General features: G+C 68.2%; 12 protein-coding genes and 1 pseudogene. 8 read left to right on the top strand and 5 right to left on the bottom strand.

What is annotated here, in order from left to right; all coding sequences use genetic code 11:
- Positions 1 to 85 precede the first annotated feature (85 nt).
- Complete coding sequence (locus tag ACWDR3_RS20515) at positions 86 to 787, bottom strand: TetR/AcrR family transcriptional regulator (RefSeq protein ID WP_450353921.1); 702 nt, start codon at positions 785 to 787, stop codon at positions 86 to 88.
- Between the two features lie 129 nt (positions 788 to 916).
- On the opposite strand from ACWDR3_RS20515, the gene ACWDR3_RS20510 reads away from it, so the two are divergent.
- The 8 genes from ACWDR3_RS20510 to ACWDR3_RS20475 all read left to right on the top strand — a co-directional run bounded on the left by ACWDR3_RS20510 (position 917) and on the right by ACWDR3_RS20475 (position 10,958).
- A complete protein-coding gene (locus tag ACWDR3_RS20510; RefSeq protein ID WP_450353920.1) occupies positions 917 to 2,212 on the top strand; it encodes an acyl-CoA dehydrogenase family protein in 1,296 nt (431 codons plus the stop codon).
- Between the two features lie 36 nt (positions 2,213 to 2,248).
- On the top strand, positions 2,249 to 2,824 hold the full coding sequence (locus ACWDR3_RS20505; RefSeq protein ID WP_450353918.1) for a flavin reductase family protein: 576 nt from the start codon (positions 2,249 to 2,251) through the stop codon (positions 2,822 to 2,824).
- A gap of 74 nt (positions 2,825 to 2,898) precedes the next feature.
- A complete protein-coding gene (locus tag ACWDR3_RS20500) occupies positions 2,899 to 4,197 on the top strand; it encodes an acyl-CoA dehydrogenase family protein (protein WP_450353917.1) in 1,299 nt (432 codons plus the stop codon).
- Positions 4,198 to 4,307: 110 nt separating this feature from the next.
- A complete protein-coding gene (locus ACWDR3_RS20495; protein WP_450353916.1) occupies positions 4,308 to 5,669 on the top strand; it encodes an acyl-CoA dehydrogenase family protein in 1,362 nt (453 codons plus the stop codon).
- On the top strand, positions 5,666 to 6,181 hold the full coding sequence (locus tag ACWDR3_RS20490) for a nuclear transport factor 2 family protein (protein ID WP_450353915.1): 516 nt from the start codon (positions 5,666 to 5,668) through the stop codon (positions 6,179 to 6,181). Before ACWDR3_RS20495 ends, ACWDR3_RS20490 begins: the two co-directional genes overlap by 4 nt.
- Before the next feature lie 184 nt (positions 6,182 to 6,365).
- Complete coding sequence (locus tag ACWDR3_RS20485) at positions 6,366 to 7,697, top strand: acyl-CoA dehydrogenase family protein (protein ID WP_450353914.1); 1,332 nt, start codon at positions 6,366 to 6,368, stop codon at positions 7,695 to 7,697.
- Between the two features lie 256 nt (positions 7,698 to 7,953).
- A complete protein-coding gene (locus tag ACWDR3_RS20480) occupies positions 7,954 to 9,303 on the top strand; it encodes an MFS transporter (protein WP_450353913.1) in 1,350 nt (449 codons plus the stop codon).
- An 83-nt stretch (positions 9,304 to 9,386) separates the two neighbouring features.
- A complete protein-coding gene (locus ACWDR3_RS20475) occupies positions 9,387 to 10,958 on the top strand; it encodes an MDR family MFS transporter (protein ID WP_450353912.1) in 1,572 nt (523 codons plus the stop codon).
- Here ACWDR3_RS20475 and ACWDR3_RS20470 read toward each other — a convergent pair.
- From ACWDR3_RS20470 to ACWDR3_RS20455, 4 genes and pseudogenes are all read right to left on the bottom strand, one after another.
- Complete coding sequence (locus tag ACWDR3_RS20470; protein ID WP_450353911.1) at positions 10,948 to 11,760, bottom strand: amidohydrolase family protein; 813 nt, start codon at positions 11,758 to 11,760, stop codon at positions 10,948 to 10,950. The two genes, ACWDR3_RS20475 and ACWDR3_RS20470, sit on opposite strands and share 11 nt — an antisense overlap.
- Positions 11,761 to 11,969: 209 nt before the next feature.
- Entirely contained in the window at positions 11,970 to 13,103 is a 1,134-nt protein-coding gene (locus tag ACWDR3_RS20465; protein ID WP_450353910.1) for a GH12 family glycosyl hydrolase domain-containing protein, read from the bottom strand.
- 231 nt (positions 13,104 to 13,334) lie between these two features.
- Positions 13,335 to 14,357 carry a LacI family DNA-binding transcriptional regulator gene (locus ACWDR3_RS20460; RefSeq protein ID WP_450353909.1) on the bottom strand — a complete coding sequence of 341 codons (1,023 nt, stop codon included), beginning with the start codon at positions 14,355 to 14,357 and terminating at the stop codon, positions 13,335 to 13,337.
- Positions 14,358 to 14,597: 240 nt separating this feature from the next.
- Positions 14,598 to 16,301, bottom strand: a pseudogene (locus ACWDR3_RS20455) (glycoside hydrolase family 48 protein); the annotation flags it as partial.
- Positions 16,302 to 16,405 lie beyond the last annotated feature (104 nt).

Genomic DNA, 16,405 nt, shown 5'->3' with positions numbered 1-16,405 from the left:
GGAGTGTGGGGTGGTCGGGTACGCGCCGGAGATGCTCAAGGCCGCCGTGGCGCGGAGGGATTCGCCCACCACGCCACGGCGCAGGTCAGGAGGTCGCCCGCGACAGTCGGGGGAAGACCTGGCTCATCGCGGAGTCGGGGGCGTTCGGAAGGTCACCGGCGCGCAGGCCCCGCAGGAAGACGGCGGTCGTCCATCGGGCGTACGCCTCGAAGTGGGCCGGGTTGCGGTCTGCCTCCGGATCCAGCAGCGCGTCCATCTGTGGTCCCGCCGCCGTCATGCGCACGAACAGTCCTGCGTACGCCTCCGGGTCGGGCAGGGTGTAGCCGCGCTGCCGTGCGTCATCGCGCAGAGCCACAGCCACCAGGTCGACCACATGGGGCACACCGAGGGACCGAATCGCCTCCGTCAGCTCTGGGCGGCGGCCCGCTTCGACGGTCAGGACGCGAATGAAGGCCAGATAGGTCGGGGCGGTCGTGGCCTGGAGGAGCTTCAGGACGATGCGTGCCAGCCTCTCCTGCGGATCGTCGACGGAGGCGAGCATCGTCTGGTCCAGGTCGAAGTCGAGAGAGGCTCCTCCGCGGGCGATCACCGCACGGAACAGCTCCAGCTTGTCGCCGAAGTGGGCGTAGACGGTCGTCTTCGAGACGCCGGCCTTCGCCGCCACGGCGTCCATCGAGGTTTGATCGAAACCGAGTTCGAGGAACAGCTCGACGGCCGCGTCGAGAATGGGTGCCCGCTTGCTTCGCCCGCTCGAGCCTGCGCGCTGGGGGTGCTCCCGCTCAGCCATCTCACTCCTCGCTGAATCCCGGCCCTGGTGGGAACCGGTACGCATCTCATCACTTGACCTTTCACTGAACCCTACCGTACGGTTCAACTGAACTGAACGGTGCAGTTCAGTCTGAAAGGAAGGCGCTCCATGAGCAAGCCACCCTCTCCCACCCCTTCCGGAGCCGACGTCACCGCGTCGACCGAGCGGCGCTCCTCTCCCCGCCTCAGTGACCGCGGGCGGCAGATCCGGGACCGGACGCGCGCCCTCACCCCTCTGTTGCGGGAGGAAGCGCAGGAAGGAGAGCAGCTCGGCGCCCTGCCTCCTGAGACGCTCAGAGCGATACACGAAGCGGGTGTCTTCAAGATCGCCCTTCCTGGCGAACTGGGTGGCTTCGCCCTCGGGGCGCGAGACACCGTGGAGATCATCACGGCGCTGGGCGAAGGCGATGGATCCGCCGCCTGGACGGTCTTCGTGGCCGGCGGCATCCGCAATGTCCTCGGCTTCCCCCAGCAGACCGTCGACGAGGTCTTCAAGGAGATCGACACCTGGATAGGGCCGCTGGTCGTCGGTGCATCGGTGTTCTCCACGAGCGTGGGATCGGCACGTCGTGCGGACGGCGGTTGGCTGGTCTCCGGGAAGTGGGCGTTCGGCAGCGGGTGCAAGCACGCGGCCTGGGCGGCCGTGGGCGTGACCTACGAGGACGCGGAAGGCCGCCCGCACCGGGGGATGGCCCTGCTGAGCCGCGAGCAGTACACGATCCTGGACGACTGGAAGGTCATGGGCCTGAAGGCCACTTCCAGCAACAGCATCACCGCCGAGGAGGCGGCGTTCGTCCCCGACCACCGCTTCGTCGACCTGGCCGACTTCCCCGCGGTCATGGACAGCGTGCGGGAGCGCTACGCCGGCCTCGGGTTCCGCAACGACACGCGCGCGCTCATGCTGATCACCTGCCTCAGCAACGTGGCCGTCGCGCTCGGCATGGCCCGCGGCACCCTGGACTGCTTCGTCGAGCAGGCGAAGGTCCGCAAACCGTTCAACCTGCCTTACCCCACCGTGGCGGACATGCCGTCGACCCAGGTGGCGGCCGGCACGGCCCGGGCGATGATCAACGCCGCGGAGGCGACCATCCTCGGCCACGCCGACGAGGTGGACCGCCGTGCCCTGGCCGGGATCGAGTTCACGGGCGCCGAGGAGTCCGAGATCACGATGGACCTCGTCTACGCGGTGCGGCTGTGCGCGGACGCCATCGACAAGCTCCAACTGGCCATCGGTTCCTCCACGGTGAGCCTCAAGAACCCGATCCAGCGCTTCGCGAGGGACGTGCGCGTGCTGGCCACTCACGGCGCGATCCGCTTCGACCCGTTGGCCGAGCTCAGCGGCCGCCAACTCCTTGGACTCGCACCGTTTCCCATGTTCGCGGGCGGCGTGCCCCAAGTGGGCTGAGCCGACCGCCCCACAGGAAGAAAGAACGTGATGACCATGTCGATCAATGAGCCCAGGTCCCATGAGCCCACGGGGGCGGGCTTCGGTCTCGAGCCGCAGCCCACCCCCGTGGCACCGACGGACGCGCAGGCCCTGCGAGAAGCGTTCGGCCGTTTCCCGAGCGGGGTGATCGCGGTGTGCGGAATGGTGGACGACCGCCCTGTCGGAATGGCGGTCAGCTCTTTCACTTCCGTATCGCTGGCCCCGCCCCTCGTCTCGGTCTGCATGCAGACCTCGTCCCGCACCTGGCCCAAGCTCAGGCAACTGCCATGGCTGGGCCTGAGTGTCCTGGGCGAGCAGCAGGGCGAGGTGTGCCGCGCGCTGGCAGGAGCGGAGGAGAGCCGCTTCGCCGACGTGCACTGGGAGACGACCGGAGAAGGAGCGGTGGTCCTTCCCGGGGCGGTCACCTGGTACACCTGCACGCTCCGCGCCGAACTCCCGGCGGGCGACCACACCATCGCCCTGCTGGAGATAGATCGCCTGTGGACGCTGCCGTCGGCCGAGCCCCTGGTCTTCCACGGAAGTCGCTTTCGGCGGCTCGACGACAGCGACAGGTCGGCCGTCGCCGCCTGAGCGGGGCGGCTGCCAACTCACCCACCCCTACTGATGAGTTCGTTGTTCTCGCTGAATCTCAATGAGGAGATCCGATGTCCAAGCACATCGCCCCGGAGGTCAGGGCCGTCGAGTCGCCGTGGTTGACCGACGCCGGACGTGAGCTGCGCGGCTGGGTCCGGGACCTCGTCCCTCTCATCCGGTCGCAGGCGCGTGAGGGGGAGCGCATCGGGGCGTTGACCCCCGACGTGCTTCAGGCACTGGACGAGGTGGGCGTCTACCGCATGACGATGCCCGTCGAGTGGGGCGGCAGCGCGTTGGGCGCCCGCGACATCGTCGAGGTCGTCGCTGCCTTGGGTGAAGCAGACGGCTCGGCCGCCTGGAGTGCCTTCGTCGGCGTCGGACTGCGCAACTTCCTCGCCCTGCAACCGCAGGTGGTCGAGGAGATCCGCAAGGACATCGAGGGCTGGGTGGGGCCGGCACTCGTCGGCGCCTCCGTGTTCGCGACCACGGTCGGCAACGCCCGCAAGGTCGACGGCGGTTGGATGGTCAACGGTCGCTGGGCCTTCGGCAGCGGCTGCAAGCATGCCCGCTGGGCGCTGGTGGGAGTGGCCTTCGACCCCGCGGAAGCCGGCGGTACCGGTCGCGGTGTCGTGGTGCTGGAGCGGGAGCAGTTCGAGATCCTCGACGACTGGCACGTCATGGGGCTCTCCGGAACGTCCAGCAACAGCCTGCGAGTTGTCGAGGACATCTTCGTCCCCGACCACCGCTTCCTCGACCTCGCCGAGTTCCCGCCGAGGCTCGACCGGATCCGACACCACTACAGTGGCGCCGCCTTCCGGCAGAGTGGCCGAGCGCTCCTGATGACGGTGGCGCTCAGCAGTACCGCGATCACGCTGGGCATGGCGCGCGGCGCAGTGTCCTGTTTCACCGAGGAGGCGATCAGGCGCAAGCCGTTCACCCTGCCCTATCCGAGCGTCGCCGAGATGGCTTCGGCGCAGGTGGCCGTCGGGCGCGCGCAGGCGATGATCGTCCTGGCCGGCTCGACGATCGAACGCTACGCGGACCAGGTCGACGCTCGCACGGACGCCGGTCTCGAATTCGGCGACGACGAGGAGTCGGAGATCAGCCTCGCGCTCGCGTACGCGGCCAACCTCTGCGAGGACGCCATCAACCTCCTCCAGAAGACGCTCGGTTCCTCGACCGTCTCGCTGTCCAACCCGATCCAGCGCTTCGTCCGCGACGCGCGTGTGGTCACCTCGCACGGGGCGATCCGCGTCGATCCGCTCGCCGAGCAGAACGGCCGACGCATCCTCGGACTCGAACCGTTCCCCATGGTCGGCGCCGCGGTGCCGCAGCGCGGCGTCAACGCCCCGCACCCTCCGCTGGGTTGAGCCGACACCTCCGGGCGACCTCGCGCTCTGTTTTTCCCGAACTATCCATCTTCATGTCTACAGAATGCACTGGACTGTTCAGTGCATGTAAGAGAAATCATGGTGCTTCGATGACTGCAACACCCCCACCACCGCCCGCTTTTGACGGCCAACTGCCGCCGTTGCCACCCCCGGTGCCCGCCTCACCCGTGGTCTCTCCGTGGATCTCCGACGAGGGCCGCCGGATCCGTGACCGCGTGCGCGGGCTCATCCCGCTGATCCGCTCCCAGGCCCGCGAGGGAGAGAAGATCGCGGCGCTCACCCCCGAGGTGCTCGAAGCGATCAATGACGCCGGTGTCTTTCGCATGTCCATGCCCGTCGAGTGGGGCGGGTACGGGCTCGGCGCACGGGACCTGGTCGAGGTGATCGCCGCCCTGAGCGAGGGCGACGGCTCCGCCGGGTGGGCCGGGTTCGTCGGCGTGGGCGTGAAGAACGTGCTCGCCATGGATGCGCAGGTGGTCGGCGAGGTGCGCGCCGAGACGGCGGACTGGGTCGGGCCGGCCATCGTGGGCGCGTCCGTCTTCGCGACCAAGGTCGGCTCTGCCCGTGCCGTCGACGGCGGATGGATGGTGCAGGGCAAGTGGGCGTTCGGCAGCTGCTGCAAGCACGCGAGCTGGGCGCTGGTCGGCATCGAGTACGACCCCGCCGAAGCCGGAGGGGGCAGCGGACGCGGCATGGTCGCACTCCGCAGGGAGCAGTACGAGATCCTCGACGACTGGGACGTCATGGGTCTGTCGGGATCGGCCAGCAACAGCCTGCGCGTGCAGGACGAGGTGTTCGTCCCGGCGCACCGCTTCATCGACCTCGGTGAATTCCCGCTACGACTGCAGCAGTTGCACGACCGCTACACGGGCTTCGGCTACGGGCAGCGAGGCCTGGCGCTGCTGCTCTGCGCGACGCTCGCGAACCTCGCGATCACCCTGGGCATGGCGCGGGGCGCGCTCGACTGCTTCACCGAGCAGGCGAACAAGCGCAAGCCCTTCACCCTGCCCTACCCCACGATCGGCGACATGGCGTCCGCCCAGGTCGCGGCGGGCAAGGCACTCGCGATGATCAACGTCGCCGCCGCGACGATCGAGGGCGCGGCCGACCAGATCGACGCGCGGACCGCGGAGGGACTCGACTTCACCCCGCCGGAGGAGTCCGAGATGAGCCTCTCCATCGCCTACGCGGCGAACCTGTGCGAGGACGCGATCAACCTCCTGCAGAAGACGATCGGCTCGTCCACGGTGAGCCTGTCCAACCCGATCCAGCGGTTCGTCCGCGACGCCCGCGTGCTCACCTCGCACGGCGCGATCCGCATCGACCCGCTGGCGGAGCAGAACGGACGCCGGCTCCTGGGCCTGGCCCCCTTCGCCATGATCGGCGGCGCCGTCCCCGAGCGCCGCGCCTCGACAGACCCGTCCCGAGACAAGGAGCCCATCCGCGCATGAACGACTTCAGCATTATCGACGGCGTCGCGCACATCAACGATCCCGAGCTGTACGAGACCTGGCTCGACCGCGAGGACTACAAGGCGGCCGTCGCCCAGGCGGACACTCCCGAACGGACCGCCGTCAAGCGTCTGTTGGTCGACTTCGAGGCGGACCTCGCGCGCATGGTGCGCGACGGCACCGTGCAGGAGAACGTCGAAGACGTGATGAAGCGTTACATCGTCGAGGACTATGTCCAGCACGACCCGAACGCCCCCGGCAACGGCCGGGACAACATCATCGAGCACTTCCGCCACGTCCCGACCGGCGCCGGCACTCCGCCGCCGGTGGTGAGCGTGGTCCTGGACGGCGAACTGGCCTGCGTGATGATGAAACAGCCGACGCCGGACCCGGAGAGCCCCGGGAAGACCTACGACTGGTACATCGTGACGGTGTTCCGCGTGCGCGACGGCAAGCTCGCCGAGCACTGGAGTGCCTTCCGCAAGATGGCCGCGCCGCTGCCGGGGACCTGAGGGGCGAGTTCGGTCCAGTCGCCGACTGTCGCCGCAGCTCCCGCTGCCGATCTCGAAGACCCTCCCTCCACCCGTCTTGGACGCAGCCGGGCCGAGGTGTTCCCGCCCCGCATCGCGATCAGTCGCCAACGTGCGCAGCGATGAACGCGTCGGCGATGCCCAAGGATGAAGAAAGAGAACTGAGATGACCATGACGTTGCCCAAAGTGAGCAGGTTCCCCGAGTCGCCCCATATCAGCGAGGAGGGACGGCACATGCGCGACGCGGTGCGCGCTGCGGCTCCCGGCCTCGCCGAACGTGCCCGCGAGGGCGAGTTGCTGGGCACGCTCGCACCCGAGACGGTCTCGGTGCTGCACGAGATCGGCGTCTTCCGCATCACCATCCCGGTGGAGTTGGGCGGGTTCGCACTAGGTGCTCGCGACACCACGGAGGTCGTGCGTGAACTCGGACGCGTCGACGGGTCGGCCGGCTGGACGGTGATCGTCTCCAGCGCGTCCCGCAGCGCGCTCGCACTCGACGAGCGTGTGAAGGACGAGGTCTTCGCCGACATCGACACCTGGCGGGGACCACTCCTGTTCGGCGCCACCGTTTTCGCCCCGAAGGTCGGCGACGGCCGCAAGGTCGAGGGCGGCTGGATGGTGAAGGGCAAGTGGGCGTTCGGCAGCGGCTGCAAGATCGCGAAGTGGGGCTCGGTCGGGTTCGAGTACGACGACCCCACGACCGGAGAACGGCGTCGTGCGATGGGCCTGCTCTCGCAGGACCAGTACACGGTCGTCGACGACTGGCAGGTGATGGGCATGAGCGCCACGTCGAGCAACAGTGTGCGGGCCGACGAGGAGGTGTTCGTCCCTGAGTACCGGGTCATCCACACCATGGACATGCCCGCCCGCATGGACGCCCTGCGCGGCAAGTACCAGGGGCTCGGATTCATGCACTCCGCGACCGGAACCATGGTCGCCACCACGACGGCCTTCGCAGCGCTCGCCCTTGGCATGACCGAGGGCGCACTGCGAGCCTTCGTCGAACAGGCCGCCAAGCGGCCGCCGTTCAACCTGCCGTATCCGACCATGGCCGACATGGCCTCGACGCAGGTCGTGGCCGGCAAGGCGAGGGCCGTCATCAACACCGCCGCTGCGGTCATCGAGCGGCAGGCGGACGAGATCGACCGGCGCGCGCTGGCGGGCGAGGACTTCCACCCGTGGGACGAACCGGAGATCACGATGGACCTCGTCCATCAGATCCACGCCTGTCTCCAGGTGATCGACGGGCTGCAACTGGCACTTGGTTCCTCGACCGTCGGCCTGGCCAACCCGATCCAGCGTTTCGTCCGGGACGTACATGTGCTGGCGACCCACGGCGCGTTCCGGATCGACCCGATGGCGGAGATCAACGGTCGGGACATCTTCGGGCTGGAGCCGCTCCCGGTGATAGCCGCCCTGGGCTCGCCGCCTCCCGGAAAGCTGCCCCCGCACGCGGCCAACGGCAACGTCCCGGGCCCGGTGCCGCGCCCCGCATGAACAAAGCGGCGGTGTCTCCGCCGGTCCCGTAGTCGGAGTCGATCGTGCACCGGGATCGGTGCGCGATCGGACTCAACAGACCGACGCTAAACGCCAGTTGACGTCGGCCCCTCCGATCGCCGGAGCCGCTTCCGCAGCGATCGGAAGCAACGCGTTCCACCGCGTCACACCCTCAGTCCATGACCGATTGAGCCGCCCTCTGCACCAGCTCGCCGCGCCAATGGGGCCGCGGCGTTTCCGTAACGGAGGCTTTCCCATGACCACTTCCGTGCCGACGGACGACACCGTCCCGTCTTCGTCCGAAGCAGGCTGGAAGTCCTACCTCGCCGACCTCTGGAAGGCACCACCGGGCGCCAAGGCCGCGCTGGCCGGCTGTCTGCTCCTTGTTCTGGTGAGTCCCTCCGGACTCTCCGCGATGACCACGTTCATCGTGCCGTCGTTCTCCCACGACACGGGTACCGCCAAGGCCGCCGGCATTCTCCTGTTCGTCTCGCTCCCGCTGTTCATCGGCCCGATCGTCCTGCCGTTCGCGGGCCGTTGGGTGGATCGACTGGGCGCACGCAGGGTCGCGATTCCCTCCGCCGTCCTCTACGCCGCGATGACCGCTCTCATACCGCTGTGCGGGTCCAGCGTCCCCTTGCTGGCGATCGTGCTGATCCTGGCGGCCGTGTTCGGCTTCATGTCAAGCCTGGCTGTCGTCTTCAAAGTCGTCTCGACCTGGCTGCCGCAGCACAAGGGCGTCGGATTCGCCCTCATCGGGATCGCCTCCAGCGTGGCCGCCGCCGTGCTCTCGCCGGTGTTCCAGTGGCTGATCAGCGGCAGCGCGGGTCTCGGGTGGAAGGGCACCTACCTCCTCGTGGGCGTGGTGATCGCCCTCGTGGCGATCCCGACGGCTGTCCTCCTCATCTCGGAGCCGGCGGAGCCGCGGGAGCCGATGGGACCTCCTTTGACGGGACCTGGAGTCGAGCTGCCCCGCTTGCCGGGCATCCCGCTGCGCAAGGCGGTCCGGACGCGGATCTGGATATCCATCACGGTCTCCCTCGCCTTCGCGGCGGCCGGCCCGATGACCGTGCGGCAGAACGCGGTCGACTTCTTCGGCGAGCGCGGCTTCGGCGAGGCGACGGTCTCGCTGTCCCTGTCCGCACTGTTCGCCGCGTCGGTCGTCGGCCTTCTCGCCGGTGGGATGATCCTGGACCGGACCGACCGGCCCCGAGTGGTCGTCCCGATGCTCGCGGCGGTGCCGGTCGGGCTCCTGATCGCACTCGTGAACCACGATTCGGCGCCCCTGCTGTTCATCGCGATGATCCTCCTCGGCTTCGCCACCGGCGCCGAGTCGTCGCTCGGTCCCTACCTCATCGCGCGGTACTTCGGCCTCGCCTCGTTCGCGCAACTGCAGGGACTGACGCTGGCCATCTCCACCCTGTCACTCGGTATGTCGCCGTTCCTGGTCAGCGCGGTGCAGACCGCGACCGGAAGCTACACCGTGCCGGTCCTGACGCTCACCGCCCTGACGATGGTCGCCGTCGCTCTGGCGGCGGTACTGCCCAAGTTCCCGGCACCGTGGACGATCGGGAAGTTTCCCGACAACACCGTCGAGCCGGCATGACGGCGTGAGGACCCTCCGGCGGCCTGATGCCCTGTCAGTCATCAGGCCCGACCCCAGTTCGCCTCCCCCACCCCGGAGAACCGATGAGTGACTCCCTCTCCGTGGCGCGCTCGCCGGAGGAAAAGCGGCACTCCTTCGACGGTCGGAGCCGGTTCGGACTCATATACGCCGGCCTGATGGCCGTGATGCTGCTCGCCTCGCTCGACCAGACCATCGTCAGCACCGCACTGCCCACCGTCGTAGGCGAACTGCACGGTGTGACACACATGGCGTGGGTGACCACGGCCTACATCCTCGCCGCCACCGTGGTGATGCCGGTGTACGGACGCCTCGGTGATCTGCTCGGCCGCAGGCACCTCTACCTCGGTGGAATCATCCTCTTCCTGGCGGGTTCCGCGATCGCCGGATCCGCGCAGGACATGGCGATGCTGATCATCGGCCGGGCCGTCCAGGGCCTGGGCGGCGGCGGCCTGATGATCACCTCACAGGCGATCGTCGCCGACCTGGTACCGCCTCGCCAGCGCGCGAAGTACATGGCTCCGATCGGCGTCATCTTCGGACTCTCATCCGTCGTCGGCCCGCTGCTCGGCGGTTGGTTCACCGACAGCATCGGCTGGCGTTGGTGCTTCTGGATCAACCTGCCGGTCGGCCTGCTCGCACTCGCCGTGTGTGCCGTGGCGCTGCGCCTGCCGCGCAAGGCGCTCAAAGCCACGATCGACTACGTCGGCATCACGCTCATGACGGCGGCCGTCACCTGCACCGTGCTGGTCGCGGACTGGGGCGGCACCGACTACGCCTGGAACGACCCACTCGTCCTCGGTCTCGCCGGCGCGGGCGTAGGAACCTGGGTCCTGTTCTTCTACTCGCAGAGCCGCGTGGCCGAACCGATCATCCCGCTGCGCTTGTTCCGCAGCTCCATCTTCGACATCGCCACCCTCATCGGCATGATCGTGATCGGTGTCGGCATGTTCGCGGTCGTCAGCTACATGCCCACGTATCTGCAGATGGTCTACGGCGTCACCGCCGCGCAGTCCGGCTGGCTGTTGCTGCCGATGGTGGTCGGCCTGATGGGCGCCAGCCTGCCGGTGGGCCTGCAGATGAGCAGGACCGGGCGCTACAAGATCTATCCGATCGCCGGTTCGCTCATCATCGCTGTCACAGCCCTGATGCTCTCCACTCTCGAGGTGGATACCCCTCTCGCCCTGATCTGCGGCTATCTCTTCCTGATGGGTGTGGGCATCGGCCTCATGTCCCAGACCCTCGTCCTGGCCGTCCAGAACGCCTTCCCCGCCGACGACGTGGGCACCGCGACCTCCGCCAACAACTTCTTCCGCGAGATCGGCGCGACGGTCGGGACCGCCGCGGTCGGCGCGGTCTTCACCAGCCGGCTGACCGACCAACTCGGCACCCGGCTGTCCTCGACCGGCCGTACGACAGTCGGCGACACGGAGTCCCTGACTCCCGCCCTCGTCCATGCACTGCCAACTCGGGTCCAGGACGCCGTAGTTGCGGCCTACCAACACGCCCTGACACCGGTCTTCGCCTACCTGGTCCCGCTGTTCCTCGTCGGTGCCGTGCTTGCCGTCGTACTTCCCGAGAAGCGGCTGGCCGGCGGCGACGCCGGCGAATCAGAACTCGGTGAGCTCAGAGGTTGAAGACCCGTCGAGCGTTGCCGGACAGGAACAGCTCGGTGGCCTCCTCGTCCAGGCCCAGTTCACCAAGGTGCTCCAGCGCCCGCTCCGGGGTGATCATGGGGTAGTTGGTGCCGAACAGCACCTTCCTGCGCCCCCGGCCGCGCAGGTAGTCGACCAGCTCGCGCGGGTAACGGCGTGTGGTGTAGGCGCTGGTGTCGATGTACACGTTGGCATGCTTGTCGGCCACCGCGATCATCTCCGTGGTCCACGGATACCCGATGTGCCCGCAGACGATGGTCAACTCGGGGAAGTCCAGCGCGACTTGGTCTACGTAGGGGATGGGGCGGCCGGTTTCGGACGGCCGCAGCGGGCCGGTGTGCCCGACCTGCGTGCAGAAGGGGATGCCGAGGTCGACGCAGGCGGTGTACAGCGGGTAGTACAGCCGGTCGGTGGGTGGAAGTTGCCACAGCCAGGGCACGATCCGCAGGGCCACGAAGCCGAGTTCCTCCACGGCCCGGCGCAGTTCCCGCACCGCTTGAACCGGGCGGGTGAGGTCCGCGCCGGCCACCCCGCGCAGCCGCCCTTGGGACTGGGCGACGAACTCGGCCACCTCGTCGTTGCTGATCAGCGTCCCCTGAGGTCCGTACCAGGCCGCCGACAGGCCGATCTCGACGTCCGCCGCGGCCATCGCGGCCACCGTGGCCTTCACCGGCAACGGCTCCTCCAGCAGATCTCCTCCCGTCCACCGGCGCAACGACTCGAACATCTCGTGGTTGGAGTGACGGAGCGTGGGGTGCTGCATCCATGCGTCGATGACCGCCATCAGACTCCCTGCCTCTCCCGGCGCCGCCGACCGCGCTGCTCCCGAAGGGCTAAGCGGTCGCTTACCAAAACCCTAACCTCCGAGTGGTGCGTACAACCACCCCTCTCTCATGGGGGTGTCCGATCTGAGTCGGTGTGCCGTTCCCCTACGGCCTCCAGGGCCCGCCGGTCCGTGTGGCGGACAGGCGGGCCCTGGCGGCTGAACGTGTGTCAGACGGCGGCGCAGGCCGACCCGTTCAGGCTGAAGCCGGAGGGCTTGGTAAAGGCTCCGTCGGCCGTGCCCTGGAACCCGAAGGACACCTGACCGCCGGCCGCGATCTGGCCGTTGTGGCTCACGTTGCTCGCCGTGACGGCTCCCGAGGACGAGGACAGGTTCGCGTTCCAGGCATTGGTGATCCGCTGCCCGGAGGGGAGGGCGAACGCGAGCTGCCAGCCGCTGACGGGGGAGGAGCCGGTGTTGGTGATGGTCACGTCGGCGGTGAAGCCGCCCTGCCAGACGTTCGTCGCGTACGCCACCTTGCAAGCCGTGGAGCCGCCGGGGTTGCCCGGGTTGCCACCGGACGAGCCGGTGTTCACGGCGGAGGAGAACGAGTTCACGGCGAGACCGGTGCCGTTCTGCCAGGGCTCGAACCCGGCCTGAACACTCGTCAGGTACCAGTTGTTCTGGGCCAGTCCGCGCGAGACGGCCTGCCGGGCGAAGTCCATGACGTCGAAGGACCAGCTGGAGAGCGCCGACGGTGCAACGAACGACAGCACGTCGTTCGAACCGTTGCTGCCCGACCACACCTGCCAGTCGCGCCCGCCCACGTTGGCGTTGCCGACGGGGGAGCCGATCGGCTGGATGGATCCGACCCTGTTGAACCAGATCATGATCTCGGTCCTGTTGACGCCGTCGGTGCGTGGCGTCGGGTCGAGCCAGATGTCGTACGCGGCGTCGTACACCGCGTCGTTCACGTAGCTGTAGGAGATGCTCGAAGGTGCGGTGGAGATGGTGCTGAGCTGGGCGGGGAGGTTGGTACCCGGCGAACAGTTGGTGTAGTGGCAGCCGTTGTAGACCGACGGATACGACTTCGGAGCGCCGTTCGTGGGGACGGATCCGTCGGCCTGGGTGATCCTGAACCCCGAGTCCGTCACGTTGATGCACTGGGCGGCACTGGTGCCCCAGCGGTTGTTCTGGACCACGTAGCGACCCTGGATGGTCGTCGTGCCGAAGGGCTGGCAGATCGTGGTGTCGGCCTGTGCCACCGACGCCGTGGTCAGAAGCGCGGCGAGCGAGACGAGCGAGGTGAGCAGCGCGCCGAGCAGGCCACGCGCGCTGCGGGCATGGTGCGTTGAAGGACGCATGCGGATCCTCTTCAGAGGGATGGGGGGTAGTGGGGGCAGTACTCCCGTAACCAGATGAATGGGAGCGCTCCCAAACCTTGGCTCGGCAGGACTGTAGGGATGGTCCAGGTCCATGACAAGACTGTGAGCGCGAACCCGTTGAACCGATTCCGGGAGCCGCAGGTCGGACGCGGAGACGAGACACCGTTCGCCGAACCGTGGTGCTTTCCCCGGCGGATGTGGCGAGGGAGGTCAGGTCGAGTCGCGGACCACAAGCTCCGTACGGAGGATGACGTGACGCCAGGCCACGGCGCCCTCCTCCATCTCCTCCAGGAGCAGTCGGATCATGGCCCGCCCGATCTCCTCGATCGGCTGACGTACCGTCGTCAGACGCGGTTCGGTCTGCTGGGCCAGCGGAAAGTCGTCGAAGCCGATGACGGCGACGTCCTCGGGTACCCGGCGTCCGGCCGCGCGCAGGGCCTCCAGAGCGCCCGCGGCCGTGGTGTCCGACGCGGCGAGGACACCGTCGATGTCCGGATGGCGCTCCAGGAGCTGAGCCATGGCGCGGCGCCCGCTGTCCGCCGTGAAGTCGCTCTCGGCGGCAAGGGACGGCTCGCCCTTCAAGCCCGCGAGTTTGAGGGCCTGTTCGTAGCCGCGCAGCCGGCATTGGGCGGCGTACAGGTCGAGCGGCCCCGTGATGGTGGCGATGACTCTGCGGCCCCGTTGGACAAGGTGGGAGACGGCACTGCGGGCACCGCCGATGTTGTCCGCGTCGACATAGCTGACGTACTCCTCTCCGGAGCGGCGCCCGAGCAGCACGGTCGGGAGCCGGGCGTCGGCGAGCATGTCCGGCAGGGGGTCGCCGGCGTGCACGGACATCAGCAGGACGCCGTCGACCCGGCCGCCGCGCGCGTACTCGAGGAAGCGCTGCCGCTCGGTGTCCGAGCGGACCAGGGTCAGCAGGAGCTGCATCCCGGTGTCGGTCAGCGCGTTCCCGAGCGAGTTGACGATCTCGGAGAAGAAGGGCTCCGCGAACTGCCGCCAGTCCGGTTCCGTCATGACCAGGGCGATGGCGTCGGCCCGTCGGCCCGCCAGGGAACGGGCAGCGAGATTGGGCACGTAACCCAGTTCCTCGATGGCCTGCTGTACGGCCCGGCGCGTCGAATCCTTCACGCCCGCCGCGTTGTTGATGACGCGGGAGACCGTGCCCCGCCCCACCCGCGCGTGGGCAGCGACCTCTTCCAGCGTCGGTGTCCCCGGGCGTCGCCTGCCCATGACCACCTCCCCCAAGAGATCACCGATCTTACCGGCCGGAGGGGGATGAGCACACGAATTCACCACTGGCATAGTTGCGGGCGGAGTTTGCCTCCCTTCAAGGATTGGGAGCGCTCCCGATTTGTGAGTGGCCCGACTTGTCTTGGGATGGCCGGGCGGCCCCCTACGCGGGTGGGGGACGCCCGGCCGGTGACCCCGTCGTCAGGTGACGGGGTCCGTACGCGGAGCGCCGGCGGGGGGTTACTCAAGCAACTCCGCGTACGAGCCCATGGCCAGGGCGATGTCCGCCTGGGCCCAGAACCGGTGGTAGGTGAAGACGGGCGCGGCGCCGCCCTTCAGATAGGCCTCGACCTTCGACCAGGCCGGGTCGTTCTTGTAGAAGGCCCGGATCGAGGCGAACGTCGAGGACGAGTTGATCGCTTCGCCGTTCGGCATCTTGCCGGTCCAGCCGCTCGGCACGTAGACCGGGTCGTTGAACCGGCTGTAGTCGGCGCGGGTCTCCGGAACAGCGATACCGAGACTGTCCTGGTAGTTGTCCCACATCCCGTCCAGCAGCGCCTTCGCCGTCGACTTCGCCTTCGCGTCACCGGACTTGGCGCCGTAGTACGTCAGGGTCTTGGCGTACGCGGCCGCCACCCCGACGTCGTTGGTGTAGTCGGCGACGGTGACGTGAAGTCCACTGTTGGCGCCGGGAGTTGACGCGTTCCAGGTGTCGGGCTGGCCCGACCACTGGAGGGTGGAGGGAATCTGGTAGGTGCCGTCCGGGTTGATGGTCGTCTTGGACAGGGCCCACTTGACCCACTTGTCGAGGACCGCCTTGGCCTGTGGGTCCCCGGTCTGCTGGTAGTACTCGGCGACCCGCTCCATGGACCACGCCTGGAAGCCGAACCACTGGTTGGACGGCGGGTCGTGGTACACGGGCTGCTGGTCGTAGTGCATGCCGTAGAAGGTCGACTTCCCGGCCGGCGGGGTCGCGTAGCGGCCCGCCCAGCTGTTGGTCGAGCCGCCGGCGATGGCGCCCTCGTCCGACTGGAGCCAGCGGTAGAACTCCAGTTGCCGCTGGAGTGACTTCCCCCAGTCGGCCGCGCCGGTCGTCGACTTGGGCTTCAGGTCGGCGTCGGCGCTCAACGCGTATGCGGCGAGCGGGTTCTGGTAGCCGCTGTGCGCGTAGCTGGAGCCGATGCGCCAGGCCCAGCCTCCACTGGTGTCGGCGGAGCCGCCCCAGGCGTAGTACCAGGAGAGCAGGTAGTGCGAGGAGTCCTTGCCGGTGCCGGCCGCGCAGGTGGACGGGCCGACGCAGTTGCCGATTTTCTTGAAGTACTTGTCGTACATGGCGTAGCGCAGATAGTCGCCCATCTTCGCCGCCTTGCCCACGGTCGCGGAGACAGCGCTGCCCTTGCCCTGCTGCTTCGCCCAGGTGTCGGCCCAGTACGCGGCCTGCACGGCGCGCGCGTCGGCGTCCGGGGCGGTGGTGTACTTCCACTGCTTGGCGTACGACTTGTCCCCGGTGAAGAGGTCCAAGTACCCGTTGGTTCCGCCGTACTTGAAGGCGTCGCAGGTCGGCTGCGGCACGGTCTCCCACACCGATTCCTGCGGGCCGCGCTGGAAGGTGTTGAGGTAGGACGGTCCGGTCTCGGCCGGGCCGGCCTCGCACTTGCCGCCCGGGGTGTTGCCGAACCCGTAGGTGTTGTCGACGTCCTGGATCCAGTGCATGCCGTAGACGTCGTCGGTGTTGTACGCCGACTTCAGTTCACCGGCCAGCGGGTCCGAGCCGACGGGCACGGACGAGTCGAGCGCGGTCGGGTACTGGTTCGGCGTGTCCTCCTCGGGCGCGTAGGTGGCCGGCTTGGAGGCGTTGTAGAAGGAGTTGGTGGGCTGGTCGGCGTGGGTGGGGATCATGTACTTCTCCATGATGTCCCATGCGCCGTTGAACTTGGTCCAGTCGGGGTGACTCGGTTCGAGTCGGCCACGGTGGCGGACGCGGCCTTCGTCGCGGTGCTGATGTTCACGGTCACCAGCCGGGTGATCAGCCCGCAGTACATGGTCTG

The sequence above is a fragment of the Streptomyces sp. NPDC001002 genome (assembly GCF_053599215.1).
This window is presented reverse-complemented; position numbering and strand designations above follow the sequence as displayed.